The 23,990-nt window shown below is 63.4% G+C and carries 20 protein-coding genes and 1 tRNA gene; 5 read left to right on the forward strand and 16 right to left on the reverse strand.

All coding sequences use genetic code 11. The features are described 5' to 3' along the window. Positions 1 to 152 precede the first annotated feature (152 nt). Positions 153 to 311, forward strand: a complete 159-nt coding sequence (locus tag ACTYOL_RS02010) for a YqaE/Pmp3 family membrane protein (RefSeq protein WP_003177654.1) — start codon at positions 153 to 155, stop codon at positions 309 to 311. Positions 312 to 338: 27 nt separating this feature from the next. Here the strand turns inward: ACTYOL_RS02010 and ACTYOL_RS02015 are convergent, their stop codons facing one another. From ACTYOL_RS02015 to ACTYOL_RS02060, 10 genes are all read right to left on the reverse strand, one after another. Then, positions 339 to 2,162: a S9 family peptidase gene (locus ACTYOL_RS02015; RefSeq protein WP_444757475.1), complete on the reverse strand. Its 1,824-nt coding sequence runs from the start codon at positions 2,160 to 2,162 to the stop codon at positions 339 to 341. After that, entirely contained in the window at positions 2,128 to 3,276 is a 1,149-nt protein-coding gene (pqqE, locus tag ACTYOL_RS02020; RefSeq protein WP_054892197.1) for a pyrroloquinoline quinone biosynthesis protein PqqE, read from the reverse strand. The genes ACTYOL_RS02015 and pqqE overlap by 35 nt, the downstream gene beginning before the upstream one ends. Further along, on the reverse strand, positions 3,248 to 3,523 hold the full coding sequence (gene pqqD / locus ACTYOL_RS02025) for a pyrroloquinoline quinone biosynthesis peptide chaperone PqqD (RefSeq protein WP_054892198.1): 276 nt from the start codon (positions 3,521 to 3,523) through the stop codon (positions 3,248 to 3,250). Before pqqD ends, pqqE begins: the two co-directional genes overlap by 29 nt. Further along, a complete protein-coding gene (gene pqqC / locus ACTYOL_RS02030) occupies positions 3,520 to 4,275 on the reverse strand; it encodes a pyrroloquinoline-quinone synthase PqqC (protein WP_054892199.1) in 756 nt (251 codons plus the stop codon). Before pqqC ends, pqqD begins: the two co-directional genes overlap by 4 nt. A 9-nt stretch (positions 4,276 to 4,284) precedes the next feature. Continuing rightward, on the reverse strand, positions 4,285 to 5,196 hold the full coding sequence (pqqB, locus tag ACTYOL_RS02035; protein ID WP_197889800.1) for a pyrroloquinoline quinone biosynthesis protein PqqB: 912 nt from the start codon (positions 5,194 to 5,196) through the stop codon (positions 4,285 to 4,287). Between the two features lie 72 nt (positions 5,197 to 5,268). Beyond that, positions 5,269 to 5,346 carry a pyrroloquinoline quinone precursor peptide PqqA gene (gene pqqA / locus ACTYOL_RS02040; RefSeq protein ID WP_081255326.1) on the reverse strand — a complete coding sequence of 26 codons (78 nt, stop codon included), beginning with the start codon at positions 5,344 to 5,346 and terminating at the stop codon, positions 5,269 to 5,271. Between the two features lie 167 nt (positions 5,347 to 5,513). Next, positions 5,514 to 7,847: a pyrroloquinoline quinone biosynthesis protein PqqF gene (gene pqqF / locus ACTYOL_RS02045; RefSeq protein ID WP_444757476.1), complete on the reverse strand. Its 2,334-nt coding sequence runs from the start codon at positions 7,845 to 7,847 to the stop codon at positions 5,514 to 5,516. A gap of 91 nt (positions 7,848 to 7,938) precedes the next feature. Beyond that, positions 7,939 to 8,733: a carbon-nitrogen hydrolase family protein gene (locus ACTYOL_RS02050; protein WP_200602876.1), complete on the reverse strand. Its 795-nt coding sequence runs from the start codon at positions 8,731 to 8,733 to the stop codon at positions 7,939 to 7,941. 15 nt (positions 8,734 to 8,748) lie between these two features. Next, positions 8,749 to 10,431 (reverse strand): flavin monoamine oxidase family protein, encoded by a 1,683-nt coding sequence (locus ACTYOL_RS02055; RefSeq protein ID WP_200602875.1) that lies wholly within the window; start codon positions 10,429 to 10,431, stop codon positions 8,749 to 8,751. A gap of 165 nt (positions 10,432 to 10,596) precedes the next feature. Next, positions 10,597 to 11,058: an Lrp/AsnC family transcriptional regulator gene (locus ACTYOL_RS02060; RefSeq protein WP_054892204.1), complete on the reverse strand. Its 462-nt coding sequence runs from the start codon at positions 11,056 to 11,058 to the stop codon at positions 10,597 to 10,599. A 210-nt stretch (positions 11,059 to 11,268) separates the two neighbouring features. Here ACTYOL_RS02060 and ACTYOL_RS02065 point away from each other — a divergent pair, with 210 nt between their 5' ends. Both ACTYOL_RS02065 and ACTYOL_RS02070 read left to right on the forward strand, forming a co-directional pair. Continuing rightward, positions 11,269 to 11,919 carry a hypothetical protein gene (locus tag ACTYOL_RS02065; RefSeq protein WP_226938331.1) on the forward strand — a complete coding sequence of 217 codons (651 nt, stop codon included), beginning with the start codon at positions 11,269 to 11,271 and terminating at the stop codon, positions 11,917 to 11,919. Between the two features lie 20 nt (positions 11,920 to 11,939). Then, entirely contained in the window at positions 11,940 to 12,488 is a 549-nt protein-coding gene (locus ACTYOL_RS02070; protein ID WP_197889804.1) for a serine acetyltransferase, read from the forward strand. A gap of 15 nt (positions 12,489 to 12,503) precedes the next feature. On the opposite strand, the gene ACTYOL_RS02075 is transcribed toward ACTYOL_RS02070, so the two are convergent. Next, complete coding sequence (locus ACTYOL_RS02075) at positions 12,504 to 13,724, reverse strand: MFS transporter (protein WP_444757477.1); 1,221 nt, start codon at positions 13,722 to 13,724, stop codon at positions 12,504 to 12,506. Positions 13,725 to 13,811: 87 nt separating this feature from the next. Between ACTYOL_RS02075 and ACTYOL_RS02080 the strand changes: the two genes are divergently transcribed. Beyond that, on the forward strand, positions 13,812 to 14,372 hold the full coding sequence (locus ACTYOL_RS02080) for a TetR/AcrR family transcriptional regulator (RefSeq protein WP_444757478.1): 561 nt from the start codon (positions 13,812 to 13,814) through the stop codon (positions 14,370 to 14,372). A 71-nt stretch (positions 14,373 to 14,443) separates the two neighbouring features. Here the strand turns inward: ACTYOL_RS02080 and ACTYOL_RS02085 are convergent. From ACTYOL_RS02085 to rpsU, 5 genes are all read right to left on the reverse strand, one after another. Then, a tRNA-Ile gene (locus tag ACTYOL_RS02085) sits at positions 14,444 to 14,520 on the reverse strand. A 15-nt stretch (positions 14,521 to 14,535) separates the two neighbouring features. Continuing rightward, entirely contained in the window at positions 14,536 to 18,279 is a 3,744-nt protein-coding gene (locus ACTYOL_RS02090; RefSeq protein ID WP_153772393.1) for a bifunctional diguanylate cyclase/phosphodiesterase, read from the reverse strand. Positions 18,280 to 18,408: 129 nt separating this feature from the next. Further along, positions 18,409 to 20,262 carry an RNA polymerase sigma factor RpoD gene (gene rpoD, locus ACTYOL_RS02095; RefSeq protein ID WP_054892208.1) on the reverse strand — a complete coding sequence of 618 codons (1,854 nt, stop codon included), beginning with the start codon at positions 20,260 to 20,262 and terminating at the stop codon, positions 18,409 to 18,411. Positions 20,263 to 20,329: 67 nt separating this feature from the next. Then, positions 20,330 to 22,312, reverse strand: a complete 1,983-nt coding sequence (gene dnaG, locus ACTYOL_RS02100; protein ID WP_153772392.1) for a DNA primase — start codon at positions 22,310 to 22,312, stop codon at positions 20,330 to 20,332. A gap of 230 nt (positions 22,313 to 22,542) precedes the next feature. Beyond that, positions 22,543 to 22,758 carry a 30S ribosomal protein S21 gene (rpsU, locus tag ACTYOL_RS02105; RefSeq protein ID WP_003255575.1) on the reverse strand — a complete coding sequence of 72 codons (216 nt, stop codon included), beginning with the start codon at positions 22,756 to 22,758 and terminating at the stop codon, positions 22,543 to 22,545. A 204-nt stretch (positions 22,759 to 22,962) separates the two neighbouring features. Here rpsU and tsaD point away from each other — a divergent pair, with 204 nt between their 5' ends. Then, positions 22,963 to 23,988 (forward strand): tRNA (adenosine(37)-N6)-threonylcarbamoyltransferase complex transferase subunit TsaD, encoded by a 1,026-nt coding sequence (gene tsaD / locus ACTYOL_RS02110; RefSeq protein ID WP_054892210.1) that lies wholly within the window; start codon positions 22,963 to 22,965, stop codon positions 23,986 to 23,988. Positions 23,989 to 23,990: the final 2 nt, after the last annotated feature.

Below are 23,990 nucleotides of genomic sequence, written 5' to 3' on the forward strand. Positions count from 1 at the left end.
ACCGAATTTCAACGAACCGTCTCGCGTTCCTGCGCATCGCCCTTGGCCAGCTGTATTTGGCCCGGGGCGTTTTTTTTCAGGCGTGATATCAGTGTGGAACCTCCAGCGAAGCGCACTAGTCTGTGTTGAGAACCATCCCAGGAGAGCTTCACATGGACTTCATTCGTATCATCATCGCTATTCTTCTGCCGCCTTTGGGCGTGTTCCTGCAAGTTGGCTTCGGCGGCGCGTTCTGGTTGAACATCCTGCTGACCCTGTTGGGCTACATTCCGGGGATCGTGCACGCGGTGTACATCATCGCCAAGCGCTAGCGCATGACGGGGCCGGGCGCGGCCCCCTCAACCCGCCAGCACCCGGCAATAAAACCGCCATTCCTCTTCCAGCGCATGGGCAAGGTTCTGTGCCTTGCGAAAACCATGACGCTCCTCAGGGTAGAAGTGCCCAACCGCTTCGATGCCATTGGCTTTCAGCGCCTCCAGCATGCTGCGGGTCTGTTCCGGCACTACCACCGCATCCAGCTCACCCTGGAAGAAGATCACTGGCGCCTTGATCCGCTCAGCATGCAGTAGCGGTGTGCGTTCCCGGTAGCGCTCGGCATCTTGCTGCGGGTCGCCGATCAGCCAGTCCAGGTAATCGCCTTCGAACTTGTGAGTCGCCTTGCCCAGCGCGATGGGGTCGCTGACGCCATAGAGGCTGGCGCCCGCGCGGAATACGTCGTGGAAGGCCAGGGCGCACAGGGTGGTGTAGCCGCCGGCACTGCCGCCGCGAATGAACGCCTTGTCCGGGTCTATCAAGCCTTGCCCGGCGAGGAATGCAACGGCGGCGCAGGCGTCCTGCACGTCGATTTCGCCCCAGCGCAGGTGCAATGCCTGGCGATAGGCGCGGCCATAGCCGCTGCTGCCGCGATAGTTGAGGTCGGCGACGGCGAAACCACGCTGGGTCCAGTACTGGATGCGTGCGTCGAGTACCGGGTAGCAGGCCGAGGTCGGGCCTCCGTGGATGAACACCACCAGCGGGGGGGTGTGCTGGCTGTCCATGGCTGGGTAGAAGAATCCATGGGCCAGGGCGTCGCCACTCGGGTAGCTGATGGGCTGTGGATAACTGATGCGCTCGGCTGGCAGTACCTCGCCGCCACCTGCCAGGATCCGGCTGCGCTGGCCGTCGCGTGCGATGGCGAGGATTGCCGGTGGGCGCGTGGGTGAGGCAGCGATGGCATAGAGGTGCTGTGCGTCCATCGCCAGGCTGCGAAACCGCGTGTAGTCCTCGGCGAACACTTGCAGGACTTGGTCTTCGCTGCGAATCGCCAGCTTGCCGAAGCCGTTGTCGAACCAGGTCGCGAGATAGCCTTGCGGGCCCAGGGGCAGCCAGGTGCAGGCGCCCAGTTGCCAAGGCGCAGCAGCGTGGTCGGCAGCTTCGGCAGGGATAGCCTGCCAGCCGCCGTCGAACTCGCCCCAGGGCTGCCAGAAGCCGTTGCGGTCGGATAGGCAATACAGCCTGCCGTCAGTGTCGAAGCGAGGCTGTTGCAGGGATTCGTCCTCGCCGGCCACGCAGTGCGTTGGCCCCCAGTGTCCGTCGGATTGGCGCGCACAGCTCATCAGGCGGGTAAGGGTCCAAGGCTGCGCCGGGCGATCCCATTCGATCCACGCCAGGCGCTGACCGTCGGGGCTCAGAACAGGGGAGGCGTAGAAGTCGGCACCTTCGACCAGTACCTGGCGCGTGCCTGCTGCCAGCGTCACCAGGCGGTGCTCGACGCATTCGCCATGCCGCTCCTCGACCGCCAGCACCTGGCCGTCATGCCATTGGAGGTCGCCATAGCGGCATTCTGAGGCTGCTGTCAGTGCTTGGGGGTGCGAGCCGTCCAGCGCCTGGCTGTAGACCTGCTGGTCCTTCTCGTTGACGAAGACCACCGCTTCTGGGGCCAGGCAGAAACTGCCGCCGCCGTATTCATAGACCCGGCTGCGCGCGCTGAAACCGTCCGGTGTCAGGCAGTGGGCCTGCTGCTGGCGCCAGTGCCAGATGCGGCAGGCGCCATCGGCGGGGCGGAATTCGTTCCAGAACAGCCCCTGCTCGCCGACCTTGAGCTCGGCGAAGTCGGTGCCGGCGGCCACCGCCTGGGTGGCGCTGAACTCAGCCGCGGGCGATGACACGGGAGTTGCGCTCATTGCGGAAGGTCATCTGTTCGATGTTCATCTGAGCGGTCTGCGCCTCCTCGCGGGCCTTGAGAATGATGCCGTGATCCGGCGACTTGGCGCACACCGGATCGGCCTTGCTGGCATCGCCAGTGAGCATGAAGGCCTGACAGCGGCAACCGCCAAAGTCCTTTTCCTTTTCGTCGCACGAACGGCAGGGTTCGGGCATCCAGTCGTAACCGCGAAAGCGGTTGAAGCCGAACGAGTCGTACCAGATATGCCGCAGGTCGTGGTCGCGCACGTTGGGAAACTGCACCGGCAACTGACGCGCGCCATGACAGGGCAGGGCGGTGCCGTCGGGGGTGATGGTCAGGAACAGGCTGCCCCAGCCGTTCATGCAGGCCTTGGGGCGTTCTTCATAGTAGTCGGGGGTGACGAAGATCAGTTTGCACGGGTTGCCGTCGGCTTTCAGCCGTTCACGGTACTGGTTGGTGATGCGCTCGGCGCGTTCGAGCTGCTCTTTGGTCGGCAGCAAGCCCAGGCGATTGAGGTGCGCCCAGCCGTAGAACTGACAGGTGGCAAGTTCGACGAAGTCGGCTTCGAGGGCGATGCACAGCTCGATGATGCGGTCGATCCGGTCGATGTTGTGCCGGTGGGTGACGAAGTTCAGCACCATCGGATAACCGTGGGCTTTCACCGCACGCGCCATTTCCAGCTTCTGCGCGAAGGCTTTCTTCGAGCCGGCCAGCAGGTTGTTCACCTGTTCGTCGCTGGCCTGGAAGCTGATCTGGATATGGTCCAGACCGGCCTGCTTGAACGCGGCGATCTTCTGCTCGGTGAGGCCGATGCCGGAGGTGATCAGGTTGGTGTAGTAGCCCAGGCGCCGGGCCTCACCGATCAGCTCGGCGAGGTCCTGGCGCACCAGTGGCTCGCCGCCGGAAAAACCGATCTGCGCCGCACCCATTTCACGGGCCTGTGCCATCACCTCGAACCACTGTTCGGTACTCAGCTCCTTGCCCTGGGCGGCGAAGTCCAACGGGTTGGAGCAGTACGGGCACTGCAGCGGGCAGCGGTAGGTCAGCTCGGCCAGCAGCCACAACGGCAGGCCGACCGGCACCTCAGGCGAGGGTGATCCAGTGTTCGGCACGGGCCACCTCCATGAACTGCTCGATGTCCTCGGCCACTTCCGGGATACCGGGGAATTGCTGTTCGAGCTCAGCGATGATCGCCGCGACATCGCGCTGGCCATCGACCAGCCCACCTATCAGGCCAGCACTGTCGTTGAGCTTGATCATGCCTTCGGGGTACAGCAGCACGTGGCCCTTTTGCGCGGGTTCGTACTGGAAGCGGTAGCCGGTGCGCCAGTTCGGCACCAGTGTGCGGTCGAGACTCATAGTGCGATCCCCTTGTGCCAGACCCGTTCGCTTGTGACGCTGTGATAGGGCGGGCGGTTCAGTTCATAGGCCATGCTCATGGCGTCGAGCATGCTCCAGAGGATATCCAGCTTGAACTGCAGGATTTCCAGCATACGCTCCTGCCCTTCGCGCGTGGTGTAGTGCTGCAGGGTGATCGCCAGGCCGTGCTCTACATCGCGTCGGGCCTGGCCCAGGCGGGTGCGGAAGTACTCGTAGCCGGCCGGATCGATCCAGGGATAGTGCTGCGGCCAGCTGTCCAGGCGCGACTGGTGGATCTGCGGGGCGAACAGCTCGGTCAGCGAGCTGCTGGCCGCTTCTTGCCAGGAGGCGCGGCGGGCGAAGTTGACATAGGCGTCGACGGCGAAGCGCACGCCGGGCAGCACCAGCTCCTGCGAACGCAGTTGCTCCGGGTCCAGGCCCACCGCCTGGCCGAGGCGCAGCCAGGCCTCGATGCCGCCGTCCTCGCCGGGGGCGCCGTCGTGGTCGAGCAGGCGCTGGATCCACTCGCGGCGTACTTCGCGGTCCGGGCAATTGGCCAGGATCGCGGCATCCTTCATGGGGATGTTCACCTGGTAGTAGAAGCGGTTGGCCACCCAGCCCTGGATCTGCTCGCGCGTGGCGCGGCCCTGGTACATCGCCACGTGGTAGGGGTGATGGATGTGGTAGTAGGCGCCCTTGGCGCGCAGGGCCTGCTCGAACTCGGCAGGGGACATCGGCAGTGCGTCGCTCATCAGGCCTCCTTACAACTCGATGCTCATGCCATCGTAGGCGACTTCCACGCCCCGGCGCTGGACTTCGGCGCGCTCCGGGGAGTCTTCGTCGAGGATCGGGTTGGTGTTGTTGATGTGGATAAGCACCTTGCGCTGGCGTGGGAAGGCATCGAGCACCTCCAGCATGCCACCGGGGCCGTTCTGGGCCAGGTGGCCCATTTCGCGGCCGGTGCGGGTGCCGACGCCGCGGCGCTGCATTTCATCGTCTTCCCACAGGGTGCCGTCGACCAGCAGGCAGTCGGCGCCGTGCATCATCTGCAGCAGCTTGTCGTCGACCTGACCCAGCCCCGGCGCGTAGAACAGCTTGCCGCCAGTGCGCAGGTCCTCGACCAGCAGGCCAAGGTTGTCGCCTGGGTGCGGGTCGAAACGGTGCGGCGAGTAGGGTGGCGCCGCGCTGCGCAATGGGAAGGGCGTGAATTGCAGATCAGGGCAGGCGGGGATGACGAAGCTGCCTTGCAGCTCGATGCGATTCCACTGCAGGCCACCGTTCCAGTGGCTGAGCATGGTGAACAGCGGGAAGCCGGTGCTCAGGTCCTGGTGGACCATGTCGGTGCACCAGACCTGGTGCGGGCAGCCTTCGCGCAGGCTGAGCAGGCCAGTGGTGTGGTCGATCTGGCTGTCGAGCAGGACGATCGCGTCGATACCGGTGTCGCGCAGGGCTCGTGCCGGCTGCATCGGTGCAAAGGCTTGGAGCTGGGCGCGGATGTCGGGCGAGGCGTTACACAGGATCCAGTGCTCACCGTCGTCGGACAGGGCAATGGACGACTGGGTGCGTGCCGTTGCGCGCAGGCTGCCATCGCGAAAGCCCTTGCAGTTGACGCAGTTGCAGTTCCACTGGGGGAAACCGCCACCGGCGGCGGAACCGAGAATCTGGATGTACATGGCTACTGTCTTGCCCCTGGTCCATGAAACGAAAACGCCCCGGCGGGCCGAGGCGTTGCACTGCAGCGCTGCTTAGCGGCTGGCGAAGTACATGGTGACTTCGAAGCCGATGCGCAGGTCGGTGTAAGCGGGTTTGGTCCAGGTGGTCATGGTCGAACTCCTTCCGGATGGTGTGGGTGGATGTCAGCTATCTACTTTGGTGCCGCCTGAGTCAGGAGGTTCCATTGGCTGAGATTGCGCTATCTTACAAGAAAAATTTGTACCGAAAGGTTAATTCTTCGAAAAGCGCCCTTGCAGTACAGGTAACAATCCCCGCCTCAGACAGAGGGAATTTGCTCAAAGCGCGCATCCGGTGCTTCGCTGGTGGCCAGGCATAGCCAGCCGTGCTCGGCGTCCAGAAGGCGTTTCACCAGATCGTCCAGTATTGGCTGGTCTGTCCTGAGAATAGACCTGCGCAGATGGGAAAGGTCTGTCGGCTCTGTAGCCAGATATGTCTGCCAGGCCCATTCGGCGACTTCCGCATTGGCCATCGCCGGCTCCTCGAACTGCGCGGCCAGGGCCCGTACGGCGGCGGGGTCGAACGTGACGCCGTCGGCCAACAGGCTGAGCAGGTGTTCGAGAATCTGGCCGGGCGTTGCCTGTGGCGATTGCACACCGAACAGCAGGCCGCCTTGGCCTTCTATCTGACGAAAGGCGCTGAACACGGCATAGCCCAGTTGCAGTTCGACCCGCAGGCGCTGGTAAACCGGCCCTTGCAGCGCTTGCGCCAGTACCCGACCTGCGCCTTCATCGTGTGCGGGAACCGGGCAGAACAGCAGCAGCGCATGCTCGCTGCCGCCCGTGGGGGGATGCAGCCAGCGTCGGGCCGGCAACGACCGGGAGGCCGGCGGTGGCGCCTCCGGCAACCCCGGTGCATGTGCCAATACCGCGCCGAGGGCCGCTTGCGCTGCGCCATCGAAGCCGATGGCGAGGCCGTGTCGAGGCGCGCTGGCCCAGATCTGCCCAAGCATTGTCAGGTCCAGCAGGCAGGCTGGCTGTGGCTGTATGGTTGCCTCGCGCAGGTGATCTGGCAGTGCCTTGAGCAGTGCCCTGATCGGGATGTGCGCTGGCTCGGCGGGCGCAGGTGTGTTCAGCAAGTGGGGTGCAGGGTGGCGCAGGTGTTCCAAGGCCAGGTCGAGGGTGCGGATTACCGCGCCAGACGTGCCCGCACAGCGCAGTTGCCAGTGTTCGCCAATGAGAGAGAAGTCCAGTTGCAGCGAGGCGCGGCGGGCGCGTTCGAGCAGTGGTTGCAGCGCTTGTGACAGCACTGCGTGAAAGCGCTCGCGCAGGGGTGAGGCGATACGCCAGCGTAGATACAGCGTTGCGAGGCCTCGCTCGACCGGCAGGATGTCGCTGACGGTCAGATCATCCGGCAGCGCTGCGCATCCAACCGGGAGGTCGGCGATCAGCAGGGGCTCATCGTGCGGTTGCTGCCATTGGCCCTGCTCACCGCTCGGCAGATCATCGAGCAATGCCTTGAAGGCTTTCAGTGCCTGGGCATCCAGCGCTTCGAACGGCCGCTGGGCACTGTCCCGACGGGCGAGTTCAAGTGCGCTGGCTGCTTGCTTGCGACTGAGTTGAAGGCGCTCGAACTCGTTGTTGAGCGCTGCGGCGTCCAGGCGCCGCAACGCGCCGAACCAGCCGTGCAGCAGTGCGCGAACCTCGGCTGGCGGGGCGTCCGGCTGCAGTTGCAGGCGGATGTGCCAAAGCAACTGGCCGGCAAAGGCATACAGCGAATCGCTGTGAACCTCCTGGAGCCAGCCGCGTTGGCGCAGGGCATCGAGCCAGCCGCCTGGGCGGCTGTCGCTCAGGCAGGCCTGCAGCAGGTCCAGGGCCTGCTCGGCACCTGGCGGAAGGTGCTCGTGGGCGAACAGCAAATCAAGGCCGCCTCTGGAGGCTTCGAGCTCGATCAAGGGAATATCGAGCAAGGGTGCGGGAGGCGTTTGCGCTTGCATTTCGCCCGCACTGAACAGGCTGGCAAACTGCCGGCCCAGAGCTTCGAGCTGCATCAGCGATTGCGGCCCGCACAGGCTCAGATGGATCTGCCCACCGCGATAGAAGCGAGCATGGAAGTCGCCCAGCGCGCGCTGGAAAGCCGGGTCCTGCAACGCCAGGCTGTACCGGTTGCCTGCGTGGAACCCGCTCAAGGGATGATGTGGCGATACGCATTGCAACAGCCTGAACTGGCGTTGCGCCTCGGCATTGCGCGACCAGGCGATGAACTCCGCATGGATCACTTCACGCTCGCGGTGCTGGCGTGCCAGGCTCAGGTGCGGTTCGGCGAGCATCTGGCACAGGCGCTCCAGCGCTGAGCCCAGGGCCGAGACGGGCACTTCGAAGAAAAAATCGGTGGTGCGTTCGCGGGTACTGGCATTGACCTGGCCGCCGAACGCCTGCACATGCCGCATCAGGCCGTCTTCCAGCGGGAAGCGCGCGGTGCCGAGGAACAGCAGGTGCTCGAGAAAGTGCGCTAGGCCCGGCCACCTCGCCGGAGCGTCATGACTGCCGGCATGGACCCTCAAGGCGGCGGCGGCGCGCTTGAGGCGCGGGGCGTGGCGCAGGGTCAGGCGCAGGCCGTTGGGCAGGGTGAGTGTGTTGATAGCGTCGGTCATGGAGCGATGCTAGCGCATTTACGGCGGCCGGGCCGGTGCCATCTGCCACGGTGCCGATTTCGTCGGTGAACCCGCTTCTTTGCCGTCGGCTTCAATCCTGACCGCGGTGAAGATCCCGCCGCAGGTCCGCAAGATACGGAAACGCCTCACGCCCCTTCACCACCCGCTCGTGCTCAAGGTCGGCCAGCAATTGGCATTCCTCGCGTCCGGCCATGGCCAGCAGGCTGCCGTCCGGGCCGATGATGCTGCTCTGCCCGCAATACTGGATATCAGCCTCAGCCCCGCAGTAGTTGGCGTATACCAGATAGCACTGGTTCTCCTGCGCCCGCGAGCGCACGGTCACCTGGCAGACGAAGTCGTAGGGCGTCATGTTCGCGGTCGGCACCAGGATCAGCTCGGCACCCTCAAGCGCCAGGCGCCGGGCGTTCTCGGGAAATTCGATGTCGTAGCAGATCAGCAGCCCCAGCTTCCAGCCATCGAGCTCGACCACCGGAAAGTGGTTGGCGCCCGGGCTGAACATCGAGCGGTCCAGCTCGCCGTACAGGTGGGTCTTGCGGTAGTTGCACAGGCTGCGGCCGTGGGCGTCGATCAGTTGCACGCTGTTGTGAATCGAGCCGTCCTCCGCCCGCTCCGGGTAGCCATAGACGATGGCGATGCGCTGCGCCTGGGCAATCTCCACCACCGCCATGGCCGACGGTCCGTCTTCGGGTTCGGCCAGGCGCTGCACCGCTTCGGCGCCGATGTTGTAGCCGCTGAGGTACATCTCCGGGCACACCAGCAGTTGCGCGCCCCGCGCTGCCGCCAGTTGTGCCTGGTGCTGCAGGCGTTCTAGATTGCCGGGCACGTCCAGTGGCCTGGGCGCACCCTGGAACAGGGCGATGCGCATGGGCGCCTCCTCGTCTCAGTCAGGCAGGGCGATCGGGCCGATCTCGTGGAACACGTCGCCTGGCCCGGGATTGTCCGCATGGGTCTTGCCGCCGAAGTGGTTCATGATACCCCACACCGCATTCAGCGACGTTTGCACCGCGCCTTCGACCCAGGCCGGGGTCCAGGACACGTCGTCGCCAGCGATGAAGATGCCGCGCTGCTCGGGGGGCAGGTCCTGTTGCATGAAGTGCGCGTACATGCGCTGGTTGTAGCGGTAGTGACCTGGCAGCGCACCTTTGAAGGCGCCGAGGAAGTAGGGGTCGGCTTCCCAGGAGATGGTGATCGGGTCGCCGATGATGTGCCCCGCGATGTCGGTTTTCGGGTAGATCTTCTTCAGCGCATCCAGGGCAAGCTGCACGCGTTTCTCGGTCGGATGCGGCAGCATCTTCAGCGCATCGCTCATCCATGCGTACGACAGGCAGATCACTCCCGGCTTGTCGTCGCCGTTGTCGAACAGGTAGGTGCCGCGGGTCAGGCGATCGGTGAGCGTCATGCTCAGCAGGTCGCGGCCGGTCTGCGGATCCTTGTCCTTCCAGAACGGGCGATCGACCATGACGAAGGTCTTCGACGACTGCATGTAGCGGGTGCGGTCCAGGGCCATCCACATCTTCTGCGAGAACAGCGACTCTTCGCAGTCGATCTGGGTGGTCAGCAGCCAGCTCTGGCAGGTGGTGAGCACGGCGGCGTAGTGGCGGGTGTCGCCATAGTTGTCGGTAACCGCCAGGCGGCCATCGCTGGCACGGGCGATGCGCTTGACCCCGGCCCGCGGCGCGCCGCCGTGCAGCGAGCGAAGACTGGTGCCGGCCGGCCAGTGCGCAGTGCTGTCCGGCACATGCCGCCAGATGCCCTGCGGCACTTGCTCCACACCTCCGACCACCAGGTGCTGGTGATCGTCGCAGTTGGTCATGACCACGCGGAAGATTTCCAGCATCGAGTTGGGGAAGTCCGAATCCCAGCCGCCGGTGCCGAAACCGACCTGGCCGAACACTTCCCGGTGTTGGAAGCTCAGCTTGGCGAAGGCTTTGGAGGTGGCGACGAAATCGTAGAAGGTGCGGTCGTCCCACAGCGGCACCAGGGTATCCCACAGGGCCTTCAGGCGCGGTACGTCGCGCTCGCGGATGGCCTGCTGAATCTCGCCGAAGCGTGCGCCGTCCTCCAGCGCATCGGCCCAGGCTTCGGCCACCTCGTGGAACAGGGCCGGCAGGTCGGCGGCTTTCTCGGCGTAGTAGGTCTGGCCTTCGAGGTCGATCACCGTGCTGCCCGACGCCGGGGTCAGCGGGTTGGGGAAGGGTTTCGTTTCCAGGCCGAGCTTGTCGACATAGTGGTAGAACGCGGTGGACGATACCGGGAAGCGCATGCCGCCCAGCTCGGCGACGATACCGTCGGTGCCGTTGAAGGCCTGCGAGCGCAGGCGCCCGCCGAGCTTCGAGGCTTCGTAGACGACCGGCTTGAGGCCCAGCTTCATCAGCTCGTAGGCCGCCACAAGCCCGGCGATGCCAGCACCGACGATCGCCACTTCTTCGCCATGCCTTTCAGCGGGAATGCTGCCAAGGCCTGCGGGATGCTCGAGCCAGTCATCGAAGGCGAAGGGAAAATCAGGGCCGAAGATGGTGACCGGCGGCTTGCCGTCGACGGGGTGGCGGTTTTTCTTGTTCATCTGATGACCTTGCCAGAGCGGCTGCGCTGAGGGCGGAGCCTGAGTATAGGAAATGCGTGGCGGTCATTTTATGAAGCGTGGCGTTCGTAATTAAGAGCAATAGTGGCGTCGATATGCAGGCTGAAATGTCGATATGACGATCAGGGTTCGCATTATGACAAACGCCTATCCAGGCTGCCCGCGATCCACCTTGCTGCTCAGGATGATCGAGGTGGTGGTCTTTTCCACCCCTTCCAGGCTGCCAATCTGGTCGAGCAACTGGTCCAGCTGTTCCGGTGAGTCACTGAGCAGCCAGGCAACGTAGTCGAACTCGCCACTCACCGCGCACAGCTGCTGTACCTGCCCCATCGCCGACAGGCGGCGCACCACTTCGCGCCCTGATCGTGGTTGCACCGTGATGCCGACATAGGCCTGCAGACCACCCCCGACCAGGCGCTGGCCCAGGCGCACGCCGTAGCCGGTGATCACCTTGTGCTTTTCCAGGCGCGCCAGGCGCGACGTGACGGTGGTGCGGGCGATGCCCAGCTGGCGTGCGAGGGTAGCGACGCTTTCGCGGGCGTTGATCTGCAGCAGGGCAATGAGCTGACGATCGATTTCGTCGAGGGCGATGGCGCGGGAGTCCGGCATGACAAATCTCTGCAATGGGTGCGCTAGCCTAGCCAGACCTGGGCTCGGGCGGCAAGATGAGCCGTTCGCACGATGATGGCAAAATGATTAAATCGATTTCACTTCTGTCCTTGAGCGGGTGCGTATTATGATGCGGCACTTGGTATTTGATAATCATTCTCGCTAAAGAATTGACGCCAGAAATCCCCTCTGCCTAGCTGTAGGTGCTACGTGTCCAGCCTGTTCAAGTTCGACGTCGATGCGGCGTTCTGTGTTTCCTTGCGCGATCGGCAGGACAGCCGCGAGCGCTTCATGCGGGAAGTGGGCAGCAGGATTGGCAATCCACTGGTCTTCCACCTCAGGGACAAGGACATCAACCCGATTCGGGGCCACTACGAGTCCCATCGCGCCTTGGCGCTGATGGCCCTGGAGCACGGCTGGCAGCGCATCCTGATTTTCGAGGACGATGCCAAGCCCTACGACTGGCGTGCCACGTCGATCAACTGGATCAACCGCTTCATCGCCACCCGGCCGTTCGAGAGCCTGCACCTGGGCTATACGATGGGCCGCACCTGGCTGACCTGGTTTCCATTCATCGCCCGTGGGCGGGTCAGTGCACCGCATGCGTACATTCTTTCCCAGGAAGGCTGTCGAGTGCTGGTTGCCGCGCCCTACGACGGTAGAACGCTGGACAGCCTGTTCAAGCGACGGATCAAGCAGCACTGCGCCTACCCGATGCTGTTCCGCCGCATCAGCACTGCCGCCTCCCAGGATGCGCGTGTCGCCCGGCATGAGGATGCGCAGTGGCAGCAGAACTGGGGGCGCCACCTGCGCTCGCCGCTGAAGTATTTCTGGAAAACCTTGTTACGCTGGGGCTTTTGATAACGCAGGGGAAACCGGCATTGACCTTCGAACATCTGCTGGAGTGCTGGCGACTGGAAGTCTCCAACAAAAAGAAGCCGGGACGGTTGGTCAGTTTGCTAAGTAACGTCCTGCGTCGGTCGCGCAGGGATAACAAGCTGCGCTTCCTGTTTTCCTACCGTCTGGCTCAGTACCTGGACGGCAAAGGGGGGCTTGCCCGCCGGCATGCCCGCGGCATGCAGCAGCGACTCAATCTGAAGTATGCGCTGGACATCGACATCGGCGCGCAGATTGCGCCTGGGTTGCGCATCGCCCATCTGCCAGGCGTTGTCATCACTCGGCATGTACGGATCGGGCGCAATTTCTTCATTCGCCAGAACTGCACGATCGGTATCAAGACCTTGGGGCTGGAGCACTACGCGCTGGAGATCGGCGACAACGTCAGCCTGGGCGCCAACAGTTGCATCATCGCCGACCGCCTGCGCATCGGTGACAACGTGGTGATCGGTGCGATGTCACTGGTCACCCGCGACATTCCCGCCGACACGACGTTCTACAACCCAAGGCAGGCGACGCTGCTGCAGCGCTGACGGTTGCCGTGAGGTTCAGCCGACCGAAGCTGCAGGCGAACGATTGCTGCGACTGCCCGACAAAAGCACCATGACTGCCGCCAGCAGCAACACACAGGCATAGGCATTGGTGGTAACGACCAGCCCGACATGCTGGGTGGCGATGCCGGCGGCAACTGCCGGCAGGCTGAAGGCCAGGTAACTCAGCACATAGAACCCGGCCATCAGCCCGCCGCGTTCGTGAGCGAGGGCCAGCGGCACGACCGAGCGCAAGGCGCCGAGAAATCCGCCACCAAAGCCCAGGCCGGCGACTGCGGTGCCGAGGAAGAACAGCCAGGCCAGGCCGCAGTCCACGCCGATCAGGGTCAGCAGCAGGCCGGTGACCAATGCCAGGCTGCCGCGGCGCAGGATCACCTGGGCCTCGCTGTTGCGCAGGGCGAAGATGCCCAGCGCGCCGCAACTGGTGAGGAGAAAGACCAGGGTGCCGCCGACCAACGGTGCCTGCAGCCCTGTGACCTGGCGCGCGAGCGTCGGCCCCAGCGACAGGTAGAAGCCCCCCAATGCCCAGAGACTCGCATTCAGCGGTGCGATCCGCCAGAAGGCCCGCCGGGCCTGCGGCGGAATCCGCACCCGTGGCCGCAGCGAGGCCCATGCACCGGGCTGACGGCTGATGCTTTCCGGCAGGCGCGCCAGCACCAACGCGAACAACGCAAAGATCCCCAACAGAACCAGGAACACCCGGTGCAGCGGTTCGCCGGAAAACTGCATCAACGCACTACTGCCCAAAGCGCCAAGGGCCAGGCCCAGCATCGGTGTCACGCTGTTGAGCAGCGGCCCGCGCTCACGGTCGAAATCCAGCAACGCCGCGCCCAGCACGCTGGTAGCAAGCCCTGTGGCGCAGCCCTGCAGCAAGCGGGCGACGATCAACGCCTCGACCGATTCTGCACGCAGGAATACCGCCATGGCCAACACCTCCAGTGCCAAGGCGGCTGCTATCACTGGGCGCCGGCCGATGTGATCGGACAGCGAGCCGCACACCAGCAACGTCAGCAGCAAACCGCCCGCGTAGATGCTGAAGACCACACTCAGCAAGGCCGGCGAGAAGCCCCAGGTTTCGCGGTAGAGGGCGTAGAGAGGTGTCGGCGCGCTGGCCGCAGCCGAGAAGGCGATCAGTATCGCCCCCAATAACCACAGGGAGGCAGCGCGAGACAGACCGTTGCGGCGGTCGCGCATGCTTTTGGGTAAGGTATCGCTCATGGTTGCTCTCGCAAAGGCTAAGAGTTAGCTTTTGCAGACGATGAACCTGTTTCGAGATAAAAGCAAACTCTTTGCGTTAAGGTGCATATGGCGATCAATCAGGGCGTGCGTCCAGGCGGGCGTAGTGCGAGGGTCCAGGCCTCGGTCCACAATGCGGTCAATCAGCTGCTGGAGGAGCGCGAGCGTGGCGAACTGACCGTGCCGCTGATCGCTGCCCGCGCCGGAGTAACGCCTTCGACCATCTATCGACGCTGGGGCGACCTCAACGAACTGCTGGGTGACGTTGCGCTGCAGCGCATCCGTCCGGACAGCGGCCCGACCGACACCGGCAGCCTGGCTGGAGATTTGCTCGCCTGGGGCATCCAGTACATGGAAGAGACGTCATCGGTACCCGGCCGCGCCGCGGTGCTCGACTTGCTGGCGGCAGGCGGCGGCTGCTCCGGACGCTGCCTGGAGATTGCCACGGCACAGTTTGGCGCGATTCTCGAACGCGCAGTGGCACGCGGTGAGCCGGTTCCGAGCAATGATCGCGTGGTCGATAGACTGATGGCACCGCTGGTGTACCGGATTCTGTTTTCCGGTGAGCCGCTGGAAGCGGCGTATGTGGAGGCGTTGGTGGAGGTGACGCTGGAGGGGATTGGCGGCTGAGGGTTGTTTGCCTGACGTGGCCGTCCCACCAAACGCAAAAAAGCCGCGCTGATGCGCGGCTTTGTCGTATCTGGTGGGCCCACACGGACTCGAACCGTGGACCAAAGGATTATGAGTCCTCTGCTCTAACCAACTGAGCTATAGGCCCCAGAGGTCGGCCGGATTATAACGAGGGTTTGCTAAGGGTGCCATCTGAAAGATCCGATAGTGCTATACGAAGAAAGGTGGCGGCGAACTCGTCGGCGGGCAGGGGCAGGCTGACGATGTAGCCCTGGATCTGTTCGCACCCCTCAGCGGCCAGGAAGCGTTGCTGGGCCTGGTTCTCCACGCCTTCGGCGATGATGGTCAACTGCATGCTGCGGCCCAGGGCAATGATGGCGCGGGCGATGGCGGCGTCGTGTGGATCGTCGGGCAGGCCGCGGATGAACGACTGGTCGATCTTGAGGATGTCCAGCGGCAGGCGCTTCAGGTAGCTCAGCGAGGAGTAGCCGGTGCCGAAATCGTCGATCGCCAGTTGCACACCCAGGTGCTTGAGCTGATGCAATATGGCCAGGGCTTCCTCGGCCTGGCTCATGATGAAGTTCTCGGTGATTTCCAGCTGCAGGTCGCCGGCCTTGAGGTGGAAGGTCTTGAGCAGGTGTTCGATACGTCGGGTCAGGCTGGGCTGGCGTAATTGAGCGCCCGCGAGGTTGATCGACAGTGGGCCGAATGCTTGATAGGTGCGCTTCCAGGTGTGCATCTGCCGGCAGGCCTGCTCCAGCACCCAGTCGCCGAGCTGGAGGATGCTGCCGTTCTCTTCGGCCAGGTGAATGAACTGCTCCGGTGGTACTTCGCCGAAGGTCGGGTGGTTCCAGCGGATCAGCGCCTCCGCACCGACCAACCCCTGGGTCTTGAGGCTGAACTTGGGTTGGTAGTACAGGCTCAGTTCGTTGCGTTCGATGGCGCGGCGCAGCTCATGCTCGAGGAAAATACGTTCGCTGGCTTGGGCAGTGAGGTCGAGAGTGTAGCTTTCGACGCGGTTGCGGCCCTTGGCCTTGGAGCGGTACATCGCGGCGTCGGCGTTGCGGATCAATGTGGCGACGTCGGTGCCGTCCTGCGGGTACAGGCTGATACCGATGCTGGCACTGGTGAAGAACTCGTGCTCGCCGGCCTGAACCGGGGCGTGGAAACACGCCAGCAGCTTGTTGGCGATGGCGCTGGCGTCGCTTGGGCGATGCAGGCCAGGCAAGAGGATGATGAATTCGTCGCCGCCCAGGCGGGCGACGGTGTCGACATCGCGCACCTGCTCTTTCAGGCGTTGGGCGATGCCTTTCAGCAAGAGATCGCCGACCGGGTGCCCGAGGCTGTCGTTGATGTGCTTGAAGCGGTCGAGGTCGAGGAACAGCACGGCGCCTTGGCGGCTGGAGGCCTGGGCGCAGGTGAGGGCAGCCTGCAGGCGGCTCTCGAACAGGGTGCGGTTGGGCAGGCCGGTGAGCGGGTCGTGGTGGGCCTGGTAGTCGAGCTTGGCCTGGGCGTGCTTGAGGCTGGAGATGTCGGCGAACACGGCGACGAAATGGGTGGTCTCGTGTTCGCTGTTGCGTACGGCGCTGATGGTCAGCCAACTGGGGTAGAACTCGCCGTTCTTGCGTCGGTTGCAGATCTCGCCCTGCCAATGGCCTTCGGCGGTGAGCTGATGCCACATGGCGACGTAGAAGGCGCTGTCGTGTTGGCCGGAGGCGAGCAGGCGCGGGGTCTGGCCGAGGGCTTCGAGTTCGCTGTAGCCGGTGATCTCGCTGAAGGCGCGATTGACCGCACTGATGCGCTGCTCGGTGTCGGTGATCAGCACGCCCTCGGCGGTGTTCTCGAAGACCGTGGCGGCCAGTTGCAGTTTTTCCTGCATCAGGTGGCGCTCGGTGATGTCACGGGTGATGGTCAGCATGCAGTCGATGCCGCCGATTGGCAGCGGCCGAGCGGACATTTCGCACAGGCGAATCTGGCCGTCGCTACGGCGGATATGGCAACTGAAATCGCGCGCGAAACCATCGCGCTTGAGCAGTTCGATCAGCCGATCACGTTCGTTGAGGTCGACCCAGATGCCCAGATCAAGGCTGTTGTGGCCAAGGCTTGGGTTGATGTCGTAGCCGGTCAGGCGGCAGAAACCTTCGTTGGCTTCCAGCAGCAGGCCATCGCTCTGGCGCGACAGCAGCAAGCCGTCGGGCGATGCGTGGAAGGCCTTGGCGAACTTCTCTTCGGAAGTCTGCAACTGTTGCTGGGTTTCCTTGAGCTGGCTGATGTCGCGCACGGCAACCACCAGCGCCGGTGTGCCATCCAGGTCGAAGCTTTCAGCGGAGGTGAGGCCTGTGAACAACTCGCCGTTGCTGCGCCGGAAGCTCATTTCCAGGTTGCGGATGCCGCCACGCTGCACGCGTTCGAGGATCGTCGGGCCGGTGCCCGCGACACCCCACAGGCCCAGTTCGGTGGCGGTGCGGCCAATGACCTGGGCCGGGCTCAGGCCGATCTGTTCCTCGAACGCTTCGTTGACCTCCAGCAGGCAGCCATCGCTGTGGCGGGCGATGAGCAGGATGTCGGGGCATTGCTGGAACACTGAGGCGAACTTCTGTTCGGAAAGGCGCAGGGCATCCTCGGTGCGTTTGGTTTCGCTGATGTCGATCATCAGGCCGCGCATGAGCGGCTTGTGGCCGTGCTCGATCATGCTGACGATATTGCGCACCCAGAGGATGTGCCCGTCGGCACGTATTACGCGATAGTCGAGGCTGTGGTCGCGCCCGGCAGCGGTTTCAGCGTCGCAGTAGGCCTGGGCCCAGAGGGCGTCCTCGGGGTGCAGGATACCGCGCCAGAAACCAGGTCTGAGCCATTCCCTCAGCGGATAGCCGAGCAGGCCCTCGGCGTGCGGGGAGACGTAGCTGTAGGTGAAATCGTTGGCGTCGGCTTCCCAGGCGATGGCCGAAAGGCTTTCGATCAGGCTGCGGTAGTGGTATTCGCTGCTGCGCAGCTCTTGCTCCAGGGCGATCCGCCGCGAAATCTCCGAGCTGAGACGCCGGTTGATGCGCAGCATGGCGGCGAGGATCAGCAACACCACGGCCAGTGTCGGCAGGCCATAGACCAGCAGATCGCGCCATAGGCTCCGTTGATCGACGACGTTGCCGACCCAGCGCTGCTGAATGTCGCTGATTTCGGCGCTGCTCAGGTCAGCCATGACTTTGTCGAGAATACCGATGAGGATTTTCTGTTCCCGTGGTGCGGCCATGGCCAGCTGATAGCGGTAGGGCGTCTCGCCACTGACGTACAGGCCATCGAGTTTGAGCTGGCGCAGGCTCCAGATGCTCGAAGCAAGGTCGCCAACCACCGCATCCACTTCGTCGGTAGCCAACGCCTGCAGGGCTGAACTCACATTGGGCAAGGCCACCAGATTGAGATCCGGGTGGTGGGTGCGCAGCAGCTCATGGGGAGCGTAGTTTTCCACGACCGCGATTTTCAGGCCGTACAGGTCTTTGAGGGTGCGTGGCTGAGGGCCGCCCTCGTGGGCGAGGATGACGATGGGGAAATCGAGGTAGGGGCGGGTGAAGGCCAGGTAGGATTGGCGTTCGGGCGTCGACATGATGCCTGGAAGCAGGTCGATGCGGTTCTGTCGCGCCTGCTCGAGTACCTGCGACCAATTGCTCGGCTCGATTGGCTGCAGCGAAACGCCCAGGCGTTGCTGGATCAGGGCAATGTAGTCGGCGGCCAATCCCTGGTAGCGACCTTCCTGGTCGCGGAACTCGAATGGCGGCCATGAAGCATCCACGCCCAGACGCAGCTGCGGATGGGCGCTGAGCCAGGCTTTTTCTTCGTCCGTCAGGGTCAGGGCGCCGGCCGTTGTGTTCCAGATCATCAGGAGCAGCAACAGAAGTGCCGGCATCAGGGGCATGGCGACCTCTCTATCAGGGGGCTGATTCGAGTGTAGACGGACGCGGGTGAAGAGTGCCGGTGAATGCGGCAGATTGCCTGCAGCTTTTTGTCGCCCATGAAAAACCCCGGCCTGGGCCGGGGTTCGTCATCACTCGTCGAGGAAGGAGCGCAGATGCTCGCTTCGCGTCGGGTGGCGCAGCTTGCGCAACGCCTTGGCTTCGATCTGACGGATCCGCTCGCGGGTCACGTCGAACTGCTTGCCGACTTCTTCAAGTGTGTGGTCGGTGTTCATGTCGATACCGAAACGCATGCGCAGCACCTTGGCTTCGCGTGCGGTCAGGCCCGAGAGCACGTCACGGGTGGCTTCCTTGAGGCTTTCGACCGTGGCCACGTCGATCGGGGACTGCATGGTGGAGTCCTCGATGAAGTCGCCCAGATGCGAATCTTCGTCGTCGCCGATCGGGGTTTCCATGGAGATCGGCTCTTTGGCGATCTTCAATACCTTGCGGATCTTGTCCTCAGGCATTTCCATGCGCTCACCCAGCTCTTCCGGGGTCGGTTCGCGGCCCATTTCCTGCAGCATCTGCCGGGAAATACGGTTGAGCTTGTTGATCGTCTCGATCATGTGCACCGGAATCCGGATGGTGCGCGCCTGGTCGGCGATCGAACGGGTGATCGCCTGGCGAATCCACCAGGTGGCGTAGGTCGAGAACTTGTAGCCACGACGGTATTCGAACTTGTCCACCGCCTTCATCAGGCCGATGTTGCCTTCCTGGATCAGGTCGAGGAACTGCAGGCCGCGGTTGGTGTACTTCTTGGCGATGGAGATCACCAGACGCAAGTTCGCCTCGACCATTTCCTTCTTGGCGCGACGGGCTTTCGCCTCGCCGATCGACATGCGACGGTTGATCTCTTTGATTTCTGCGACGGTCAGGCCGGTCTCGGTCTCGAGGTCGATCAGCTTCTGCTGGCAGGCGACGATCGCGGCGTCCTTCTCACCCAGGGCAGCGGCCCACTTGGTGCTGCGCTTGGCGAGGTCACCGCTCCAGGTCTGGTCGGTCTCGTTGCTCGGGAACAGGCGCAGGAAGTCGGCACGCGGCATGCGGGCATCACGTACGCACAGTTGCATGATCGCACGCTCCTGCTGACGCAGGCGGTCAAGGGCACCGCGCACACGCTCGACGAGTACGTCGAACTGCTTGGGCACCAGCTTGATCGGCATGAACAGATCGGCCAGGGCCTGGAGCGCCGCAACGCTTTCCTTGCCACTGCGACCATGTTTCTTCAGGACCTTGTTGGTGGCCTGGAGCTGGTCGGAGACGGCACCGAAACGCTGACGCGCAACTTCTGGATCGGGGCCGCTTTCGCCCTCTTCCTCGCTGTCGTCGCTGTTTTCGTCACCTTCTTCTTCGTCTTCCGACTCTTCCTTCGCCGCTGCAGTCTTGGCGCCTGGGATCGGTACTTCTTCGGTAGGCGCGGCGATGTTGTCGTCAGGGTCGATATAACCGCTGAGGACATCCGACAGGCGGCCGCCTTCGGTCGTTACACGGTCGTACTCGCCGAGAATGTGATCGACGGTGCCCGGGAAGTGAGCGATGGCGCCCATGACTTCGCGGATACCTTCCTCGATGCGCTTGGCGATTTCGATCTCGCCTTCGCGGGTCAGGAGCTCGACGGTACCCATTTCACGCATGTACATGCGTACCGGGTCGGTCGTGCGGCCGATATCGGTTTCAACGGCCGCCAACGCTGCGGCGGCTTCTTCGGCTGCGGCTTCGTCGGTGTCGGCTTCCGCCAACAACAGGGCATCCGCATCCGGAGCACTCTCGAATACGTTGATCCCCATGTCGTTGATCATGCGGATGATGTCTTCCACCTGTTCCGGATCTGAAATATCCTCAGGCAGGTGGTCGTTGACCTCCGCGTAAGTCAGGTAGCCCTGCTCACGACCGCGGGTGATCAACTCTTTGATACGAGATTGCTGTTGCGCTTTTCCGGACATAACACCCTATCCACTGAAGGTCTTGGCGGGCAAAAAACAAGCCGAGGATTATACCCGAGCATGGACCTCACGCGCCAGATGAGGTCGGGGTTTGTGCGGGAACATTCCTGCTGAGCAGGGCAAGCAACTGGGATTTTTCCTCGGTGCTCAACTCACTTTGACGTGCTTTCCTGAGCAGATGTTCCAAGCTTCGCTCGCGCTGGCGGGCTGACAAGCTAGTTATAGTGTCGAAAAACTGTTGTTCAAGGTTATCGGCATCGATCAGCCATTCCTTCTCTGCCAGCGCCCGCAACAGACGCCCCTGTTCGGTGCCGTGCCAGCGTGCGATCAGCTGCATGGAGCTTAGCCCAGGATTCTTCTGCACGGCTTCGATCAGGGCCACCAGCAACTGGCTGTAAAGATGTTCTTCGTCGGCGAAATGGCTCGCGTCCTCGACCTTTCCGGCCAGCAGCGGATGGTGCAGCAATGTGCGCAAGGCCGCGAGCGCCGGGGGTTCGACCGGTGCCGGCGTGCGTGGAGGCGCTTCGTCGCGCTGCCAGCCCTTGCCGCCCTTGCGGTTCTTGTCCCAGGGCTTGCCATTGCCATCCCAGGGCTTCTTGCCCCCCCCTTTGTTGGGTGTCCAGGGGCGTTGCTCCTGCTGGACGGGAGCGTAGTCGTGGTGCTGTTCGCTGAAGTCCGGCGTGTAGCTGGCCATGGCATCGTAGTCATAGCCTGGATCGTAGTCCGGTACGCTGGGCGCGGGCGCTTTCTGTGCCAACTGCTCCATTTGTTGGACATCAAGACCAGTAATTTCCTTCAAGCGATTGCGCATTAACTGACGCAGATTGGCGCCCGGAATCTTTTCGATCAACGGTGCAGCCAAGGTCGCCATGTGGGCCTTGCCTTCCAGCGAGCGTGGGTCGGCTTCGCTGCCCAGTTGCTCGAAGAAATAGTCGGCGAGCGGTTGGGCGTGCTGATGGATGCGGGCCTGGAAGGCGTCGGTGCCTTCGGCGCGGACCAGCGTATCCGGATCTTCCCCTTCGGGCAGGAACAGGAAGCGCGCACGCCTGCCATCCTGCAGGTTCGGCAGCGTGGCCTCCAGTGCACGCCAGGCCGCCTTGCGCCCGGCCTGGTCGCCGTCGAAGCAGAACAGCACATGGGGCACCACGCGGAACAGGCGCTTGAGGTGCTCTTCGCTGGTCGCGGTGCCAAGTGTGGCTACGGCGTTGCGCAGGCCTTGCTGGGCGAGGGCGATCACATCCATGTAGCCCTCGACCACGATGATTTCGTCGAGGTTGCGGTTGTGCTTGCGTGCCTCGAACAGCCCGTACAGCTCCTGGCCCTTGTGGAATACCGGGGTTTCCGGGGAGTTCAGGTACTTGGGCTTGTCATCGCCCAGCACGCGCCCGCCGAAGGCGATCACCCGGCCACGGCTGTCGCGGATCGGGAACATGACCCGGTCGCGGAAGCGATCGTAGCGCTTGCCGGTCTCGGCGTTCTCGATCAGCAGGCCGGCGTCGATCATCACCTTCTGTTGCAGGGTGTCGGCGCCCAGGTGCTTGAACAGGTTGTCCCAGCCCGGCGGGGCGAAACCCAGGCCGAAATCACGGGCAATTTCGCCGGACAGGCCGCGGCCCTTCAGGTATTCGACCGCTGCCTTGCGTGTCGGATGGTTGCGCAGCGCCTGGCGATAGAACTCGGCAGCTGCTTCGAGCAGCGGGTACAGCGGAGAGTCGGTGGGCTGGCGCGGCTTTTGTCCGCGTCGTCCCTCTTCGCGCGGCACTTCCATGCCTGCGGCGCGGGCCAGTTCCTCGACTGCTTGGGGGAAATCCAGGTTGTCGTGGTCCATGATGAAGCCCAGGGCGTTGCCCCCGGCGCCACAGCCGAAGCAGTAGTAGAACTGCTTGTCGGGGCTGACAGTGAAGGACGGCGTCTTTTCCTTGTGGAACGGGCAGCAGGCCGAATGGTTCTTGCCGGTCTTCTTCAGTTGGATGCGCGAACTCACCACGTCGACAATGTCGGTGCGGTTGAGGAGGTCGTCGATGAAACTCTGGGGAATCAGCCCGGCCATGGCAGTCTCGTTATCTGGCTACTGGCAAGTCTAATCGCTGGAGAGAGCAACAAGGGAGATGCGTGTCGGCCTATCACCTGCCGCATCGGGCATTCTGGTGAGGCGTATGAATTCTGCCCATGGGCGAGTGCCGGGGCCCCCAAGGCACATGGCCGAGGGTTTGAAGCGACAACTGCCATTAGCCCGGCACGAGGCCGGGCTGGGCAGAAGCTTTGCGTAGAACGTCTGTATTAGTACAGACGAACGGCGCGGCGCTGTTCGCGCTGAACTTTCTTGGCGTGACGCTTAACAGCGGCAGCAGCTTTGCGCTTACGCTCAGCGGTCGGCTTCTCGTAAAACTCGCGGCTACGAACTTCAGCCAGTACACCGGCTTTTTCGCAGGAGCGCTTGAAACGACGCAGAGCTACGTCGAAGGGTTCGTTCTCTTTAACTTTGACGGCTGGCATCCAGGGCTACCTTAATTCATTACCGGGGTAGACGTGCTCCTGGCAAAACAAAGGTGTGCTGGAGAACGTCGGTTTTCAAGGGTTGCGGATGTTAACCCTTAGCGGGGAGGAATGCAAAGCCTCTGATCGAAAACCGCTGGTCGGCACTCTGTACGGGGACTAGAATGCGCGGCTTCGAATTCAGCCTCCACAAGGCACGGACCCATGCTAGTACTGGGATTGGAAACATCCTGCGACGAAACCGGCGTCGCATTATACGACAGTGAGCGCGGCCTGCTGGCCGATGCGCTGTTCAGCCAGATCGACCTGCACCGCGTCTACGGCGGCGTCGTGCCCGAGCTCGCCTCGCGCGATCACGTCAAGCGCATGCTGCCGTTAATCCGCGAAGTGCTGGATGAAGCCGGCTGCGTCGCTGCCGACATCGATGCCATCGCCTATACCGCCGGCCCTGGTCTGGTCGGGGCGCTGCTGGTTGGCGCTTCCTGTGCACAGGCGCTGGCGTTCGCGTGGGATATTCCGGCGATCGGCGTTCACCACATGGAAGGCCACCTGCTGGCGCCGATGCTCGAGGAGCAGCCGCCGCAGTTCCCGTTCGTCGCCTTGCTGGTATCCGGTGGTCACACTCAATTGGTGCAGGTCGATGGCATCGGCCAGTACGCGCTTCTGGGCGAGAGCCTGGATGACGCGGCGGGCGAGGCCTTCGACAAGACCGCCAAGCTGATTGGTCTGAATTATCCCGGCGGTCCCGAGATCGCGCGTCTGGCCGAACAGGGTACGCCCGGGCGCTTCGTGTTCCCGCGGCCGATGACCGACCGTCCGGGGCTCGAGTTCAGCTTCAGCGGTCTCAAGACCTTCGCCCTGAATACCTGGCAGCAGTGCCGCAATGCGGGTGACGACAGCGAGCAAACCCGTTGCGACCTGTCGCTGGCATTCCAGCAGGCGGTGGTGGAGACTCTGACCATCAAGTGCAAGCGTGCCCTCAAGCAGACCGGTCTCAAGCGCCTGGTCATCGCCGGAGGCGTGAGCGCCAACAAGGCGCTGCGGGCATCGCTCGAGGACATGCTCGCGAGCATCAAGGGCAATGTGTACTACGCACGTCCGAAGTTCTGCACCGACAACGGCGCGATGATCGCCTACGCCGGCTGCCAGCGCCTGTTGGCCGGACAGCAGCAGGATCTGGCGATCAGCGTGCAGGCGCGTTGGCCGATGGAGCAATTGCCGCCGCTGTGAGG

The sequence above is a fragment of the Pseudomonas sp. A014 genome (assembly GCF_052378495.1).
GTDB classification, from domain to species: Bacteria; Pseudomonadota; Gammaproteobacteria; order Pseudomonadales; family Pseudomonadaceae; genus Aquipseudomonas; species Aquipseudomonas machongensis.

Bases quoted from the DNA above. Each gene is read 5' to 3' on its own strand.
- ACTYOL_RS02010 (WP_003177654.1), top strand. From the start codon at position 153: ATGGACTTCATTCGTATCATCATCGCTATTCTTCTGCCGCCTTTGGGC.
- ACTYOL_RS02015 (WP_444757475.1), bottom strand. From the start codon at position 2,162: ATGAGCGCAACTCCCGTGTCATCGCCCGCGGCTGAGTTCAGCGCCACC.
- pqqD (WP_054892198.1), bottom strand. From the start codon at position 3,523: ATGAGTCTCGACCGCACACTGGTGCCGAACTGGCGCACCGGCTACCGC.
- pqqC (WP_054892199.1), bottom strand. From the start codon at position 4,275: ATGAGCGACGCACTGCCGATGTCCCCTGCCGAGTTCGAGCAGGCCCTG.
- pqqB (WP_197889800.1), bottom strand. From the start codon at position 5,196: ATGTACATCCAGATTCTCGGTTCCGCCGCCGGTGGCGGTTTCCCCCAG.
- pqqA (WP_081255326.1), bottom strand. From the start codon at position 5,346: ATGACCACCTGGACCAAACCCGCTTACACCGACCTGCGCATCGGCTTC.
- pqqF (WP_444757476.1), bottom strand. From the start codon at position 7,847: ATGACCGACGCTATCAACACACTCACCCTGCCCAACGGCCTGCGCCTG.
- ACTYOL_RS02050 (WP_200602876.1), bottom strand. From the start codon at position 8,733: ATGCGCATCGCCCTGTTCCAGGGTGCGCCCAGGCCACTGGACGTGCCC.
- ACTYOL_RS02055 (WP_200602875.1), bottom strand. From the start codon at position 10,431: ATGAACAAGAAAAACCGCCACCCCGTCGACGGCAAGCCGCCGGTCACC.
- ACTYOL_RS02060 (WP_054892204.1), bottom strand. From the start codon at position 11,058: ATGCCGGACTCCCGCGCCATCGCCCTCGACGAAATCGATCGTCAGCTC.
- ACTYOL_RS02075 (WP_444757477.1), bottom strand. From the start codon at position 13,724: ATGAGCGATACCTTACCCAAAAGCATGCGCGACCGCCGCAACGGTCTG.
- ACTYOL_RS02080 (WP_444757478.1), top strand. From the start codon at position 13,812: ATGGCGATCAATCAGGGCGTGCGTCCAGGCGGGCGTAGTGCGAGGGTC.
- ACTYOL_RS02090 (WP_153772393.1), bottom strand. From the start codon at position 18,279: ATGCCCCTGATGCCGGCACTTCTGTTGCTGCTCCTGATGATCTGGAAC.
- rpoD (WP_054892208.1), bottom strand. From the start codon at position 20,262: ATGTCCGGAAAAGCGCAACAGCAATCTCGTATCAAAGAGTTGATCACC.
- dnaG (WP_153772392.1), bottom strand. From the start codon at position 22,312: ATGGCCGGGCTGATTCCCCAGAGTTTCATCGACGACCTCCTCAACCGC.
- rpsU (WP_003255575.1), bottom strand. From the start codon at position 22,758: ATGCCAGCCGTCAAAGTTAAAGAGAACGAACCCTTCGACGTAGCTCTG.
- tsaD (WP_054892210.1), top strand. From the start codon at position 22,963: ATGCTAGTACTGGGATTGGAAACATCCTGCGACGAAACCGGCGTCGCA.